11 protein-coding genes are annotated in these 14,164 nt (G+C 68.0%); 6 read left to right on the top strand and 5 right to left on the bottom strand.

Annotated elements, in window-relative coordinates:
- Positions 1-23: 23 nt before the first annotated feature.
- Positions 24-293: a hypothetical protein gene (locus ACFW6D_RS29025; protein ID WP_379333329.1), complete on the top strand. Its 270-nt coding sequence runs from the start codon at positions 24-26 to the stop codon at positions 291-293.
- Here ACFW6D_RS29025 and ACFW6D_RS29020 read toward each other — a convergent pair.
- Entirely contained in the window at positions 290-2,803 is a 2,514-nt protein-coding gene (locus tag ACFW6D_RS29020) for a DUF262 domain-containing protein (protein WP_379333327.1), read from the bottom strand. The two genes, ACFW6D_RS29025 and ACFW6D_RS29020, sit on opposite strands and share 4 nt — an antisense overlap.
- A gap of 104 nt (positions 2,804-2,907) precedes the next feature.
- Positions 2,908-3,921 carry a hypothetical protein gene (locus tag ACFW6D_RS29015; protein ID WP_379239132.1) on the bottom strand — a complete coding sequence of 338 codons (1,014 nt, stop codon included), beginning with the start codon at positions 3,919-3,921 and terminating at the stop codon, positions 2,908-2,910.
- A gap of 221 nt (positions 3,922-4,142) precedes the next feature.
- Between ACFW6D_RS29015 and ACFW6D_RS29010 the strand changes: the two genes are divergently transcribed.
- Positions 4,143-4,346, top strand: a complete 204-nt coding sequence (locus tag ACFW6D_RS29010; protein WP_056821080.1) for a cold-shock protein — start codon at positions 4,143-4,145, stop codon at positions 4,344-4,346.
- 57 nt (positions 4,347-4,403) lie between these two features.
- On the opposite strand, the gene ACFW6D_RS29005 is transcribed toward ACFW6D_RS29010, so the two are convergent.
- From ACFW6D_RS29005 to ACFW6D_RS28995, 3 genes are all read right to left on the bottom strand, one after another.
- A complete protein-coding gene (locus ACFW6D_RS29005) occupies positions 4,404-7,418 on the bottom strand; it encodes a bifunctional [glutamine synthetase] adenylyltransferase/[glutamine synthetase]-adenylyl-L-tyrosine phosphorylase (protein WP_379333326.1) in 3,015 nt (1,004 codons plus the stop codon).
- A gap of 97 nt (positions 7,419-7,515) precedes the next feature.
- Positions 7,516-8,856 (bottom strand): type I glutamate--ammonia ligase, encoded by a 1,341-nt coding sequence (gene glnA / locus ACFW6D_RS29000; protein ID WP_379333324.1) that lies wholly within the window; start codon positions 8,854-8,856, stop codon positions 7,516-7,518.
- A gap of 121 nt (positions 8,857-8,977) precedes the next feature.
- Positions 8,978-10,510: an alpha/beta hydrolase gene (locus tag ACFW6D_RS28995; protein ID WP_379333322.1), complete on the bottom strand. Its 1,533-nt coding sequence runs from the start codon at positions 10,508-10,510 to the stop codon at positions 8,978-8,980.
- Positions 10,511-10,711: 201 nt separating this feature from the next.
- Here ACFW6D_RS28995 and panB point away from each other — a divergent pair, with 201 nt between their 5' ends.
- From panB to ACFW6D_RS28975, 4 genes are all read left to right on the top strand, one after another.
- Positions 10,712-11,569, top strand: coding sequence for a 3-methyl-2-oxobutanoate hydroxymethyltransferase (gene panB, locus ACFW6D_RS28990; protein ID WP_379333320.1), 858 nt, complete (start codon positions 10,712-10,714; stop codon positions 11,567-11,569).
- Positions 11,570-11,719: 150 nt separating this feature from the next.
- Positions 11,720-12,106 carry a hypothetical protein gene (locus ACFW6D_RS28985; RefSeq protein ID WP_379333318.1) on the top strand — a complete coding sequence of 129 codons (387 nt, stop codon included), beginning with the start codon at positions 11,720-11,722 and terminating at the stop codon, positions 12,104-12,106.
- A complete protein-coding gene (pip, locus tag ACFW6D_RS28980) occupies positions 12,106-13,068 on the top strand; it encodes a prolyl aminopeptidase (RefSeq protein ID WP_379333316.1) in 963 nt (320 codons plus the stop codon). The genes ACFW6D_RS28985 and pip overlap by 1 nt, the downstream gene beginning before the upstream one ends.
- A 4-nt stretch (positions 13,069-13,072) precedes the next feature.
- A complete protein-coding gene (locus ACFW6D_RS28975; protein WP_379333314.1) occupies positions 13,073-13,930 on the top strand; it encodes a CHAD domain-containing protein in 858 nt (285 codons plus the stop codon).
- The last annotated feature ends 234 nt before the right edge of the window (positions 13,931-14,164 follow it).

Here is a 14,164-nt window from a genome sequence, read left to right as displayed (position 1 = left end):
TCTCTGAGGCCTAGACTGCGGCCGTGTACATCGAAGAGTTCACCGCCGGGGGTCCGCTCACCGAGCACGCCGTCGAGGAGCTGATGACCGTCGCGAACAAATACCGCACGTCGATCACGCTCACCGTCGGCGAACGCACCGTACAACTGCCGGTTCTGCCCGTCTGCTGGGACGAGTTGCCCGTCCGTGCGGGCACCTCGATCACCGTCGAAGCCGACCGCGGCGCCGACCTCGAGAACCGCACCGCGCTGACCGACTTCGTCACGACCTTCCAGCGCGCAACCACGCCCTAGAGCGGCAGACCCGCTTCGATCCAGTTGTAGGCCTGGATCTTTCGTGACGCCGGATCGTTGACGACCTGGTTGATGAGGTCGTTGATCTGGTCGGTGGACAACGGGTAGCCGTAGTGTTCGGCGGCGCCCGCCGACGCCCAGAGGGACGCGAAGAGGCCGGGACCGCCGAGGATGTGGGACAGGGCGGCGGCGACCTCGTCGACGGTTTCCAGGACGCCGTGGACCAGGGCGATCGCGATGTCCTCGTCGCCGGGCGGCATGCCGGGGGCCAGCGCACCGGATTCGACGGCGCGCTGGGCCAGCCAGGCGCGCGGGACCAGCGGGCTGGGGCCGATGGCGTCGCCGAGGTAGTAGCGCCACTCCCCTGGGTTGCCCTGGTCGAAGGCGTGGATGTAGAAGGTGCGGGTGAGCGCCCACAGGGCGATGTAGCGCAGGGCGAGGTGTTCGGGGCCCAGGTGGGCGTCGGGGCCCTCGGCGCGGTCCTGTTCGAGCTGATTCCAGGCGAAACGGAACCAGACCTGTTCGGAGTTGCCGACCCAGGTGGCGGGCAGGCGGTCGGCCAGTGCGGCCAGGTCGCCGACCGGGCCGTCGAGGACGGTGTCGCCGGAGGCTTCCACGCGCAGGTTGTCGACGTACCCGCGCAGGGCGTCGACGGAGGTGAAGACCGCGTAGCCCAGTTGCGCGAAGCGGGTGAGGTCGGCGTTGGACGGTTCGAGCACCAGCACCACCGGCATACCGACACCGGGCTGCAAGCCCTCGGGCCAAAACGCTTCGGCGACAGCGAGTTCGCGGCCGGTGACCGGGTCGGACACCTCGCTGTCGAGCAGCGGAAAGCCGAAACCGTCGGCGATGAGGTCGTCGACGAGCGCGTTCACCTGGTCGACCGCCGGATCGCCGATCGTCACCCCAGCGACGCCCACCGTCAGCAGGGTCGGTCGGTGCAGCTTGCCGGTGCGCAGCTTCTCGAGGAAGGCATCGGCCGAGGCGGACAGCAGTTTGCGGCGCGCGCGCAGGAACTCGCGATAGTTCTCCACCCGCCACAGCGACGGGTCGGTCGGAATCCACTGCGAGGCAAGCACACCCGGGTTGCGGCGCTCCACCTCGGCGAAGTAGTCGGCGGGCTCGCGTTCGCCGAGTTCGGCTTCCGACCCGGGGCTGAGGAAGCAGAAGTTCGCGATCGCGTTGATCTCGTTGCGTTCGTAACCCGCGTCGCGCAGCAGGGTTTTCGGGAACAGGTAGTGCACCTGCACCGGGCTGCGCTCACCGAACTGCTCGATGCCCAACTCGGAGCCGGTGCCGAGATCGCGCGAGCCGTCGACGCGGGTGAGCATGTACAGCAGCGGATAGAACCGGGAACCGCGAGTGGCACCGGCGAAATCGTCGGCGCACAGGTCGAGCGAGCCGCCGCGCAGCCGTTCCAGCGAACCGATCAGCGCGCTGATGCCGCCGCGTTCGAGGGTGTCGTAATCCTGCTGCAGGAACGTCTCGGTGGACCCGCTGAACCGGCCCCACAGCGCCGAGTGCACGTACCAGTACAGCACCCGGTCGCGGTGCAGGTCGTCGTCGAAGCCGCCGCCGTTGAGGAACAGCAGCCGGGTGATCACCGGAATCGCGTAGCGCCCCATCAGAACTCGGTCGTGATCGAGGCCGAGCCGGCCGGCCACCGTGTCGAGGAAGGTGTCGACTTGTTTCGTGGTGGCCACCAGAGCCTGCTCGAATTCCGCGGGAGCCAGATCACCGAGCGCGTCGAAGTGCGCGCGCCCGTTGCCGACCGCGATCACGTTGCGCAGCAACCAGTCCAGGGTGAAGGTGTAGCCGTCCTTGTCCCAGCGGATCAGGTGGTCGCGCAGGTTGCCGCGGGCCTGCGGCCACTGCGCGCACAGCGTTGCCAGCGCGAGGTCGCCCTTGGACAGTTTGGTGCCGCCGGAGTTGACCCGGTTGAAGATGTCGACCACCTCGTCGACCGTGCGATCGGACCCGGTGATGGTCTCGACATTGAACTCGCGGTGGGTGATCTCGCGAACCTTGTTCAGCCGGTCCAGGTACAGGGCAAGGGTTTCCGGCGATTCGTCGGGGAACCTGGCCAGGTAGTGCATCGGGCCCTGGGAGAACAGTTCGGTGATGTCGATCCAGGCGGGCGCGGTGTCGCGACCGGGCACCTGGAATTCGAACAGCTCCCGCTCGACATCGAAATGCAGGCCGGTGAACGCGATCTCGTCGCCTTCGAAGAACGACGGCGCAGTCCCGCGCACGATCCCGTAGAGGGTGGTGATGCGCTGCTGGCCGTCGAGCAGCAGCTGACGCAGCCCCGAACCGGTCGTCGACCCGCGCACCGCGATCTCCTCGGACCCGGTCTCCCACACCAGCAACCCACCGACCGGGTACCCGAGATACAGCGACCGCATGAGTCCACGCACCTGGTCGCGGTTCCACACATAGCCACGCTGGAATTCGGGCAACAGCACAGCACCGGAGTCGATCTGGTCGAGCAGGGTGGACAGACGTGTCACGGCAGCCTTTCGATCGAGATCCGGTGGCGGACAAGCGCCCCATCGTTGCACGGATCGTACCGACACATCCCGACATGCCAGCGGCCGAACGGAACTGGCTGTTGTTACTCCGTCCCGGACACCGCGGCCCGGAAGGCGTCGGAGGCGTAGAACGGAGCCAGCCTGCGGCGCAGCACGGTGTCGAGATAGCCGCGCTCGTCGAGAGTTTCCAGGACCGGCGGGCCGAACCGCAGCGCTTCCTCGATCATGTCGGCGCGGCCGACGCCCAGTTCAGCCAGCAATTCGGCAAGGGGGGTGTCACCGTATTTGTCGAAGACGTGGTCGACACCTTCGTCGAGCAGGGCGTGGAAGTAGTCGGTGTCTCGGAAGGAGCGCCAGAATTCGAAGGCGAGCACGACGATGTCCTCGACATCGTCGGCCGAGACCAGTTCGCGGAACGAGCCGACCGCGTCGCCGGTGTGTTTGCGCCAGGTCTCGCGGGCACTGTCGAACAGCACCTCGTCAGCGTCACTGCTGTTGCCGCGCAACACGAATCGCGCGCCCGTGCGGGTGAGCTTGCCGACGCCGCTCTCGATCACCGGCATCGCCGGTTCGGCCAAGCGCGACAGCGCGCCGCGCAGCGATCGGGTCAGACCCGAGCCCTCGGCGTGCTTGCCGTCGTCGACCGCGGTGACCACCGCGCGCTGGACCGCCTCGACACACGCGTCGACGGTGACCGGGCTGTCGAGCACGAGCCGCACCAGCCGGTGGGTGAGGTCGAGATCGGCGACGGCATCGATCAGCTCGTCGAAGCGGCGGTTGTCGACGAGCTCGCCGACCTCGATCTCGTCGTTGGCGCGATGGTTGTACAGGCGGGTGGCGATCTCGCCGACGAGTTCGGGAATCGCGCCCTCCACCGGAACCTGCACGGCGAACTTGTGCGCGACCGCCTTGATCTGCTCGCGGGTGACCGCCTCGGCGAGCGTCAGGACCGCGGCCTCCTCGAGCGCGCCGTCGACTTCCTCGGTGGCGAACTCCAGGAAGCCGGCGGGATCGCGCAACTGCTGCTTGGTGAACGCCACGTGCGCGTCGAGCACTCGCATGGCCAGGTCGACATGCCCGCCGTTCGTCTCACCCATACCGCCCAGATTGGCACAGTCCGCGCCGCGATGTGAAAAGGCCTCGAACATTGGCTGCCCGCAGGCGCGACACGCCGTGTGTGCACCACAAACTCCGCCCACACCGCTGTGTGACAATCTGCAAGGCGCGGTTTGCTGGCGAGTATGGCATACTGGGTTGCTGAGACTGGGCTGATCGCAAGTGATCGCCATGGCTCACCTACGGAAAAGACTTTTAAAACATGACTCAAGGCACCGTCAAGTGGTTCAACGGCGAAAAGGGCTTCGGCTTCATCGCCCAAGACGGAGGCGGCCCCGACGTCTTCGTTCACTACTCGGCTATCGGCGGCTCGGGCTTCAAGTCCCTCGAAGAGGGACAGCGGGTGGAGTTCGAGGTCGGCCAGGGCCAGAAGGGCCCCCAGGCCCAGGACGTCCGCGCCATCTGATTTCGGCGTGAACTGAAAAAAGCCCCGCACCACTGGTGCGGGGCTTTTTTCGTGGCCTCACTCGCCGCCGAACACGCGCTCGACGACTGCTTTGGCGCGCCGGGTGATGCGCATGTAGGTGTCGAGGAATTCGCTGCCGTCGTCGTTGGGCCAGCCCGCTACCCGGGCGACCGCGGACAGCAGTTTGCCGGGGCCGGGGAGTTGGTCGGACGGTTTGCCCTTGACCAGCACGAGGGCATTGCGGGCGGCGGTCGCGGTGATCCACGATTCGCGCAGCAGCGCGACGTCCTCGGGGTCGAGGATCCCCTCGGCCTCGATCACGTCGAGTGACTGCAGGGTCGAGGTGTTGTGCAGGGCGGGGACCTCGTGCGCGTGGCGCAACTGCAGCAGCTGGACGGTCCATTCGATATCGGCGAGGCCACCGCGACCCAGCTTGGTGTGGGTGGACGGGTTGGCGCCGCGCGGGAGGCGTTCGGCATCGACGCGGGCCTTGATGCGGCGGATCTCGCGCACCGACTCCTCCGACACCCCACCGGTCGGGTACCGGATCGGGTCGATGACGTGCAAGAAGCGCACGCCAAGGTCCTGATCGCCCGCCACCTGGTGTGCGCGCAGCAGCGCCTGCACCTCCCACGGTTGGGCCCATTGCGCGTAGTAGGCCTGATAAGCCGCCAGCGTGCGAACCAGGGGCCCGTTGCGGCCTTCGGGGCGCAGGCCCGCGTCCACCTGCAGTGGCGGGTCGACGCTCGGCGCGCCGAGTAGCCGCTGCACCTGTTCGGCGATCCCGTTGGCCCACTTCACGGCGGTGGCCTCGTCCTCGCCGGGGCGCGGATCGCAGACGAACAGCACGTCGGCGTCGGAGCCGTAACCCAGTTCCATGCCACCGAGCCTGCCCATGCCGATCACCGCGAAGTCGGCGGGCGCCGGTGCGCCGCGTTCGGCCTCCGACGCCCGGATGACCGCGCTCAGTGCCGCTTCCAGGACCGCGACCCACACCGACGACAGCGCCGCGCACACCTGCGCGACGTCGAGCAGGCCGAGCACGTCGGCCGAGGCGACGCGGGCCAGTTCGTGGCGGCGCAGCGAACGCGCCGCTGCCACAGCACGTTTCGGGTCGTCGTAGCGGGCGGCCGCGGTCTGCATGCCGCGGGCGACGTCTTCGGTTCTGGTCTCGAGCAGCTGCGGGCCGGTGGGTCCGTCGGCGTACATGCGGATGGTGTCGGGGGCGTTGATCAGCAGATCGGGCAGGTACTCCGAGGAGCCGAGCACGATCATCAGCCGTTGCGCGACGGCGCCCTCGTCACGGAGTTCGCGCAGGAACCAGATCTGGTCGTCGAGACCTTCCGACACCCGGCGGTACGCGAGCAGGCCCGCGTCGGGATTCGGTGTGTCGCCGAGCCATTCGAGCAGAGTCGGCAGCAGCAGCGCCTGGATGCGACCCTTGCGCGAGACTCCGCCGGTGAGCGCTTTGAGGTGGCCGAGCGCGTTGGCCGGTGCGGCGTAGCCGAGGGCGGCGAGCTGGCGGACGGCGGCGTCGGGGCTCAGGCGCAGGGCGTCGGAGTCCATCCGGGCGACGGCGTCGAGCAGCGGGCGGTAGAACAGTTTCGCGTGCAGGCGCCGCACCCGCACGGCGTTGCGGCGGATCTCGGTGTCGAGCACACCGACCGCGTCCTGGCGGCCGTCGGGGCGGATGTGGGCGGCGCGGGCCAGCCAGCGCAGGCCGTCGGCGTCGTCGGCGGCGGGCAGGGTGTGGGTGCGCTTGAGCCGCTGCAATTGCAGGCGGTGTTCGAGCAGGCGCAGGAATTCGTACGAAGCGGCGAGGTTGGCGGCGTCGTCGCGGCCGACGTAACCGCCCGCGGCCAGAGCCGTGAGCGCCTCGATCGTGTTGGTCACGTGCAGTGCGTCGTCGACCCGGCCGTGCACCAATTGCAGGAGCTGCACGGCGAATTCGACATCGCGCAGGCTGCCCGCACCGAGTTTGAGTTCGCGCTCGCGCATGTCGGCGGGGACCAGGTCCTCGACCCGGCGGCGCATGGCCTGCACATCGGCGACGAAGTCGGGGCGTTCGGACGCGGTCCAGACCATCGGCATCAGCGCGTCGCGGTACTGCTTGCCGAGTTCCAGATCGCCGGTCATCGGCCGGTTCTTCAACAGCGCCTGGAACTCCCAGGTGCGCGCCCATCGCTTGTAGTAGGCGAGGTGGGAGTCGAGGGTGCGGACAAGGGCGCCCGCTTTGCCTTCCGGGCGCAGGGCGGCGTCGACCTCGAAGAAGGCCGAGCTCGCGACGCTCATCATCTCCGCGGCCAGCCGGGTGGCGGTCGCGTCGGCCGGTTCGGCGACGAAAACCACGTCGACATCGCTGACGTAATTGAGTTCGCGCGCACCGCATTTGCCCATCGCGATCACCGCGAGACGCACCGGCACCGGGCCGTTCTTGCACACCCTGGCCACCGCTACCGACAGGGCGGCGGTGAGCGCGGCATCGGCCAGGTCCGACAGGTGCTTGCCGACCACCAGGTACGGCGGCACCGGCTCGTTCTCGACCGTGGAGGCGAGGTCGACGGCGGCCAGCAGCATCAGCTGATCGCGATACCTGCTGCGCAGCAACGCAACTGCCTCCGGACCGGGTATGCCCGCACGGAACAGCATCGGACCCGCGTTGGGTCCGGTCTCGGGCGTCGCGTCGACCGCGTCGAGCAGGTCGGCGATCAGCTCGTCTCGGGTGGGAAGTTCCTTCTTGCGCAGGATTTTCCACGCGGCCGGAACAGAGACGAGGTGGTCACCGAAAGCCGTCGACGAACCGAGCAAGCCGAACAGCCTGCCGCGTAACGTCGTATCGGAGCGGATGGCCGAATCCAGTTCGGGCCACGCGTCTTCCAGGGATTCGCGTAGCCGCACGAGCGTGGACAAGGCGAGATCGGCATCGGGCGAACGCGACAGCGCCCAGAGCACGGGCACACTGTCGACGTTGTCCCAACCGAGCTGGTGCAGGGAAGCCGCTGCCGCCGGTTCGAGTAAACCGAGCCGGCCGACGCCGGGAACAGCGGAGCGGGCAGTCGGAGGCCGGACCATGGGGACAAAACTACAGGGTCCGCGCAACGACGGCGTCACGTCCCGGGCGCACCGTCGGTTCCCGGCACAACAGGCCGAGAACCGACGCTGCCGGGAGCTAGAGGCTCAGGTATTCCTTGAGCTCCCACGGGGTGACCTGCGAGCGGTAATCGGCCCATTCGCGGCGCTTGTTGCGCAGGAAGAAGTCGAAGACGTGCTCGCCGAGGGTTTCGGCGACCAGCTCCGAGCGCTCCATCGCCTGCAGGGCCTCGTCGAGGGTTCCGGGCAGGGTACGGAAACCCATGGCGCGACGCTCGGCGTCGGTCAGCGACCACACGTCGTCTTCGGCCTCGGGAGGCAGGGTGTAGCCCTTTTCGATGCCGCGCAGACCGGCGGCCAGCAGCACCGCGAAGGTCAGGTACGGGTTGCAGGCCGAGTCTGGGCTGCGGATCTCGACACGTCGCGAGGACGACTTGTTCGGGGTGTACATCGGCACGCGCACCAGCGCCGAGCGGTTGGACCGGCCCCAGGAGGCCGCGGTCGGGGCTTCGCCGCCGTGGATCAGGCGCTTGTAGGAGTTGACCCACTGGTTACTGATCGCGCTGATCTCGGGGGCGTGCTCGAGGATGCCCGCGATGAACGAACGCGCGGTGCCCGAGAGGTTGTTCGGATCGTCGGGGTCGGCGAAGGCGTTGTTCTCGCCCTCGAACAGGCTCATGTGGGTGTGCATGGCCGAGCCCGGGTACTGGGAGAACGGCTTGGGCATGAACGTCGCGCGCACGCCCTCGTCGATCGCGACCTCTTTGATCAGGTAGCGGAAGGTCATCACGTTGTCGGCCATCGATAGCGCGTCGGCGTAGCGCAGGTCGATCTCCTGCTGGCCGGGGGCGCCTTCGTGGTGGCTGAACTCGACCGAGATGCCCATCGACTCGAGCGAGTCGATGGCGTGGCGGCGGAAGTTCGGCGCGGCGTCGTGCACGGCCTGGTCGAAGAAGCCGCCGTTGTCGGCCGGGGTCGGCTCGTAGCCGTCCTTGAGCTGGTTCTTCAGCAGGAAGAACTCGATCTCGGGGTGCACGTAGCAGCTGAAGCCCGCGTCGGCGGCCTTGTTCAGCTGACGGCGCAGCACGTGGCGCGGGTCGGCCCAGGACGGCGACCCGTCGGGCATGGTGATGTCGCAGAACATCCGCGCCGAATGCTGATGGCCCTTGGAACTGGCCCACGGCAGCACCTGGAAGGTCGACGGATCGGGCCGCGCGACCATGTCCGCCTCGGACACGCGGGCGAAGCCTTCGATGGCGGAGCCGTCGAAGCCGATGCCCTCCTCGAAGGCGCCTTCGAGCTCGGCGGGGGCGATGGCGACGGACTTGAGGTAGCCCAGCACATCGGTGAACCAGAGACGGACGAAGCGGATATCCCGCTCTTCGAGCGTCCGCAGCACGAATTCCTTCTGGCGATCCATACCGGCGAGCGTAAGCACCCGGCGTTAAATCCGTGTTACATACGCGGACGGGTTTGCGATCTCGTCACATCGTTCGCACATCTCACCGGCTACGACCGGGCGTGGTGAGAAAAAGTCGGTCTCAGCATGTGAGACCGGGAGTGGGCGTGGCGAGATCGACGAGGTAGTCGATCACTGCTTCGTCGAGGCACTTGTCCCCCGCTGTCAGCGCGGCGGTGTGCCGGTTGCCGCGGAAGGTGATCAGGTCCGCGCCCAGTTGAGCGGCCAGATCGACGCCCGCCTGGTAGGGCGTGGCCGGGTCCTCGGTCGTCGAGACCACCACTACCTTCGGCAGGCCCTGCACCGAGATCCGGTGCGGGGAGCTGGTGTTGGCGACCGGCCACGAGGCGCACAGTTCCAGCGGTGCGGCGCCGGTGCCCCTGCCGTCGTCGAGGAACGGCGCGGCCTTGCGGTATTCGGTGTCCTGACGGCCTGCCACCGCGGGATCGGTGATGCGGGGATCATCGATGCAGCGGATCGCGTTGAAGGCGTCTTGGGTATTGGTATAGGTGCCGTCCTGGTTACGGCCGTCGTACCCATCGGCCAGTTGCAGCAGGGTGTTGCCTTGTCCGCCACGCAGTTCGGTGAGTCCCTGGGTGAGGATCTGCCACATCTGGTCGCTGTAGAGGGCCTGCTGGACACCGGTGATCGCGTCGTTGTAACTGAGTCCGCGCGGATCATCGGTCCGCGCCGGGGTCTGTTCGAGCGGGCCGACCAGCTCGCGGAAGCGCTTGACGGCCTGGGCGGGATCGGTGCCGAGCGGGCAGTCGGCGTTCGCGGCGCAGTCGGTCGCATAGGCGTCGAACACGCCCTGGAAGCCCGCCGCTTGGCGCAGCGATTCCTGGACCGGGTCCTGGGAGGAATCGACGGCGCCGTCGAGCACCAGCGCGCGCACGTTCTGCGGGTATTTCTCGGCGTAGGCCGAACCGAGGCGGGTGCCGTAGGAGTAGCCGAGGTAGCTCAGTTTCGCGTCGCCGAGGACGGCTCGCATGACGTCCATGTCCTGGATCGCCTCGCGCGTACCGACGTGTCCGAGCAGGTCGACGCCCGAGCGCTGGGCGCAGCGGTCGGCGTATTCACGGTTGTCGGCTTCGGCGTCGGCGATGCCGGCCGGGGTGTTGTCGGTGGGCGGCTCGGCGCGTTCGGCATCGGCCTGCTGCGGGGTCAGGCACACGATCGACGGCTGCGACGAGCCGACACCGCGCGGGTCGAACCCGACCCGATCGAACTTCTCGGCCAATTCGGTGCGCGTGCCGATGCCGACCATCGACAGCCCCGAAACGCCGGGACCGCCCGGGTTCATCAGCAGCGAGCCGACCTTCCTGCCGGTGGCCGGAATCCGCGAGAGCGCGATCTGGGCGGTCGGGCCGTCCGGGCGCGCGTAGTCGATCGGCACGGTGATCCGCGCGCACTCGGTCTTGGGCGGCAGCCGGTCGTCCGGGCTGCCGTAGCCCTCGCACGAGCCCCAGCTGATCTGCTGGTCGTAGAAGGTGTTCAGGCCCGGCGGCGGTGGCGGCAGTTCAGCGCGCGGGGTGCTGTCCTGGCCGGTACCGCATCCGGTGACGATCAACGCAGAGACAGCGCCGAGGAGCACGACGAGCCGGCCTCGCTGCACAGTGGGCCCACCTTTCCGCGCCCTACGGCGCACACGATGCGCCCGGCAACGGGCTCGCCTCACGGTAGCCGAATCGATGATGTGACCGATCACACCGACACCGGGCCTTAGAACGGTGCGTGTGCAGGTGGCACACTGGGAGTGTCAGAAAAGCCCGGGGACCCGGTATGGGCCTCGAGGAACCAGACGAAAGGGACGATGATGTCCGTATCCGATGAGCAGAGTCCTGCCTACGGTGCCACTCCCGCCGCCGAGTCCAAGCCGCGCCGCAAGACCCGCGTCCAGCATCTGCAGCAGATGAAGGTCGAGGGCGAGCGCTGGTCGATGTTGACGGCCTACGACTATTCGTCCGCCCGGCTGTTCGAGGAAGCCGGTATCCCAGTTCTGCTGGTCGGCGACTCCGCCGCCAACGTCGTGTACGGCTACGACACCACCGTGCCGATCACCATCGACGAACTCATCCCGCTCGTGCGCGGAGTCGTGCGCGGCGCACCGCACGCCCTCGTCGTGGCCGACCTGCCGTTCGGAACCTACGAGTCCTCGCCACAGCAGGCCCTCGCGACGGCCATCCGCTTCATGAAGGAGGGTGGCGCGCACGCGGTGAAGCTCGAGGGCGGCGAACGGGTCGCCGAGCAGATCGCGCTGATCACCTCGGCGGGCATCCCCGTGATGGCCCACATCGGTTTCACCCCGCAGAGCGTGAACACCCTGGGCGGTTTCCGGGTCCAGGGCCGTGGCGACGGCGCCGAACAGTTGGTCGCCGACGCGATCGCCGTACAGGAAGCCGGCGCGTTCTCGGTGGTCATGGAAATGGTCCCCGCCGACATCGCAGGCCAGGTCACCCGCAAGCTCACCATCCCCACCGTCGGCATCGGCGCCGGCGCCGACTGCGACGCCCAGGTACTGGTCTGGCAAGACATGGCCGGCTACACCAGCGGCAAAACCGCCAAGTTCGTCAAGCGCTTCGGCAACGTAGGCGACGAACTCCGCACCGCCGCAGCCACCTACGCCGCCGAAGTCCGCCAGGGCACCTTCCCCGGACCAGAACACAGCTTCTGAGTTTCCGTCGTGCGGCCGCTCCCGAGGTGGGGCGGCCGTTCGCGCGAAGGGTGCTTGTCAGCGGCTGATGGCAGACTCGTTAGCGACACTGTTCGACTATCAGAGGTACCGATGCCGCGACGCCGTTGGATTTCTCGTTCTGTGCTGTTGATGGCGGGTTCGCTCGCTGTCGCCTCCCTGACCGCGTGTGGAGGTGCACAACCGGCACCGTCCGGCAGCGCGGCCACCACCACTTCGGCCGCGACGACGACCGCCCCTGCGGAGACCCTGACGATCAGCCCCTCGTCCGCCACCCAGCTGTGCGACATGATCAAGCCCGAGCTGTCCAACTTCCGCGTACAGGGCCCCACCCTCGGCCGGATCTCCCTCAACGCCATGGTCCACGACTGGGGTCTGCGCAACGGCGGCATCAACGGCCACGTCCTCGCCGACAAGGCGATGATCGACCGGGTGACCACCGAGAGCTGCCCGGAGGTTCGTACCGAGGCGCTCACCGCCCTCGAATTGCCCTCCCTCGCGGCCGGATTGGCGTTCTGATGCGCACCCTCTACCCCGAGATCGAACCGTTCGAACAGGGCCTTCTCGACGTCGGTGACGGCCAGTCGGTGTACTGGGAGGTCAGCGGCAACCCCGACGGCAAGCCGGTGGTCTTCGTGCACGGCGGACCCGGCGGCGGCACCGGTCCGCTGCAACGGCGTTTCTTCGATCCGGCCGTGTACCGGATCGTGCTGTTCGATCAGCGCGGTTGCGGAAAGTCCATGCCGCACATCGCCGATGGGGCCAGTCTCGACGACAACACCACGCCCAACCTGATCGCCGATATGGAACTGTTGCGCGAGCGGCTCGGCATCGACCGCTGGCAGGTGTTCGGCGGTTCGTGGGGTTCGACCCTCGGCCTGGCGTACGCCCAAGCCCACCCGGAGCGCGTGACCGAGTTGGTACTGCGCGGCATCTTCTTGCTGCGGCGCAAGGAAATCGACTGGTACTACAACGGTGCCGCGGGCAACGTGTACCCGGCCGAGTGGGCGAAGTTCCTGGCTCCGGTGCCGGTCGCGGAACGCGGAGACGATCTCGTCGAGGTGTATCACCGGCTGCTGCACTCCCCCGATCCGCAGGTCGCCCTCGATGCCGCCGTCGCCTGGTCGACGTGGGAGGGTGCGACGAGTTCGCTGCTCCCGCAACCGGATCGGGTCGCCGAAACCGCCGAGGCACGCTTCGCCCTCGCCTTCGCCCGGATCGAAAACCACTATTTTCGCCACGGTGGATTCCTCGAGGAGGGACAGTTGCTGCGAGACACAGATCGGATCGCCGACATCCCCGGTGTGATCGTGCAGGGCCGCCACGACATCGTGTGCCCCGCGGTGAGCGCATGGGATCTGCACAATGCGTGGCCGTCCTCGACTTTGCACATCGTCGAGGACGCCGGACACACCGCGCACGAGCCCGGCATCACCCACCACCTGGTGGAGGCGACCGACACGTTCGGAAAGCGAGGCTGACATCATGGCGCCGAAAGCCGGAAAAGCCGTCGTCGCGGCACTGCGCGAGGACATCGACCGGCTGTTCGCCGCCGAACCCGATGTCCGCGCCGATGCCTACGATTCGGTGCATCAGATGCGGGTGGCCACGCGCAGGCTGCGCAGTGTGCTGCGTTCGTATCGCAAGCTGTTCGACGCCGACGAAGCCGCCACCACCGAAGCCGAACTGAAGTGGCTGGCGGACTTGCTCGGCGTGGCCCGTGACGCCGAGGTCCGCGGTGAGCGATTCACCGATCTACTCGCCGAGTACGACGAGGTCCCGACCGAGGTCACCGAAGCGCTGGTAGTCGCCGCCCGCCAGGCCTACACCGATGCGCACGCCGAGATTCTGACCGCACTGGACGGCAAGCGCTACCGCAGCCTGCGCAAGGTCCTCGACACCTGGCGCACCGATCCCCCACTGGCCTCCGACCTCGCCCGCGAAGTCGCATCAGCGGTCTTCGACAACGTCCTGCGCCGCGACCGCAAACGCCTGCGCAAACTGGTCTTCGCCGAACCCACCGCCACCCCCGCCGACCGGGTCGAGCTCCTCCACGACATCCGCAAGGGCGCCAAGCGTTTACGTTATTCCTGCGAAGCCGCGAGCTCGGTCCTCGGCCCCGACGCCACCGACCTCGGCGCCCGAGCCAAACGCCTGCAATCGGTCCTCGGCGACCACCGCGACGCCGTCGAATCCCGCGAAGCGATCCTGGCAGTGGCCGAGGGCACCCGCGCCCCCGCATCCACCGTCTACGAACTCCTGGCCGACACCGAGGAAGCAGCCGCAGGCCGAGCCATCGCCCACTACCCCGCAGCCGCAGCATTCATCAGCGTCACCAACTAATAGACCCACCCCACACCGCACACCCCAGATCCGGCCATCCCCACATTCTCAGCCCCGCACGACCCGACCTCGAGGAGGGTCCGCCGCGCAGCGGCGTAGCGGCCCAGCGACGAGTTAGCCGCCGTTGCGTCCGAAACCCCTGATCCGCCATAACCGCACTCCCAGCCACCACGACCCGACCTCGAGGAGGGTCCGCCGCGCAGCGGCGTAGCGGCCCGGCCGCGAGTTAGCCGC

The organism is Nocardia sp. NPDC058705 (assembly GCF_042749305.1).
Lineage (GTDB): Bacteria > Actinomycetota > Actinomycetes > Mycobacteriales > Mycobacteriaceae > Nocardia.
The sequence above is the reverse complement of the archived record's forward strand: the minus strand, read 5'-3'. Positions and strand labels throughout refer to the sequence as shown.

Coding starts and splice junctions, on each gene's coding strand:
- glnA (WP_379333324.1), bottom strand. CDS start 8,856: ATGGATCGCCAGAAGGAATTCGTGCTGCGGACGCTCGAAGAGCGGGAT.
- panB (WP_379333320.1), top strand. CDS start 10,712: ATGTCCGTATCCGATGAGCAGAGTCCTGCCTACGGTGCCACTCCCGCC.
- ACFW6D_RS28985 (WP_379333318.1), top strand. CDS start 11,720: ATGGCGGGTTCGCTCGCTGTCGCCTCCCTGACCGCGTGTGGAGGTGCA.
- ACFW6D_RS28975 (WP_379333314.1), top strand. CDS start 13,073: ATGGCGCCGAAAGCCGGAAAAGCCGTCGTCGCGGCACTGCGCGAGGAC.
- pip (WP_379333316.1), top strand. CDS start 12,106: ATGCGCACCCTCTACCCCGAGATCGAACCGTTCGAACAGGGCCTTCTC.
- ACFW6D_RS29005 (WP_379333326.1), bottom strand. CDS start 7,418: ATGGTCCGGCCTCCGACTGCCCGCTCCGCTGTTCCCGGCGTCGGCCGG.
- ACFW6D_RS29015 (WP_379239132.1), bottom strand. CDS start 3,921: ATGGGTGAGACGAACGGCGGGCATGTCGACCTGGCCATGCGAGTGCTC.
- ACFW6D_RS29010 (WP_056821080.1), top strand. CDS start 4,143: ATGACTCAAGGCACCGTCAAGTGGTTCAACGGCGAAAAGGGCTTCGGC.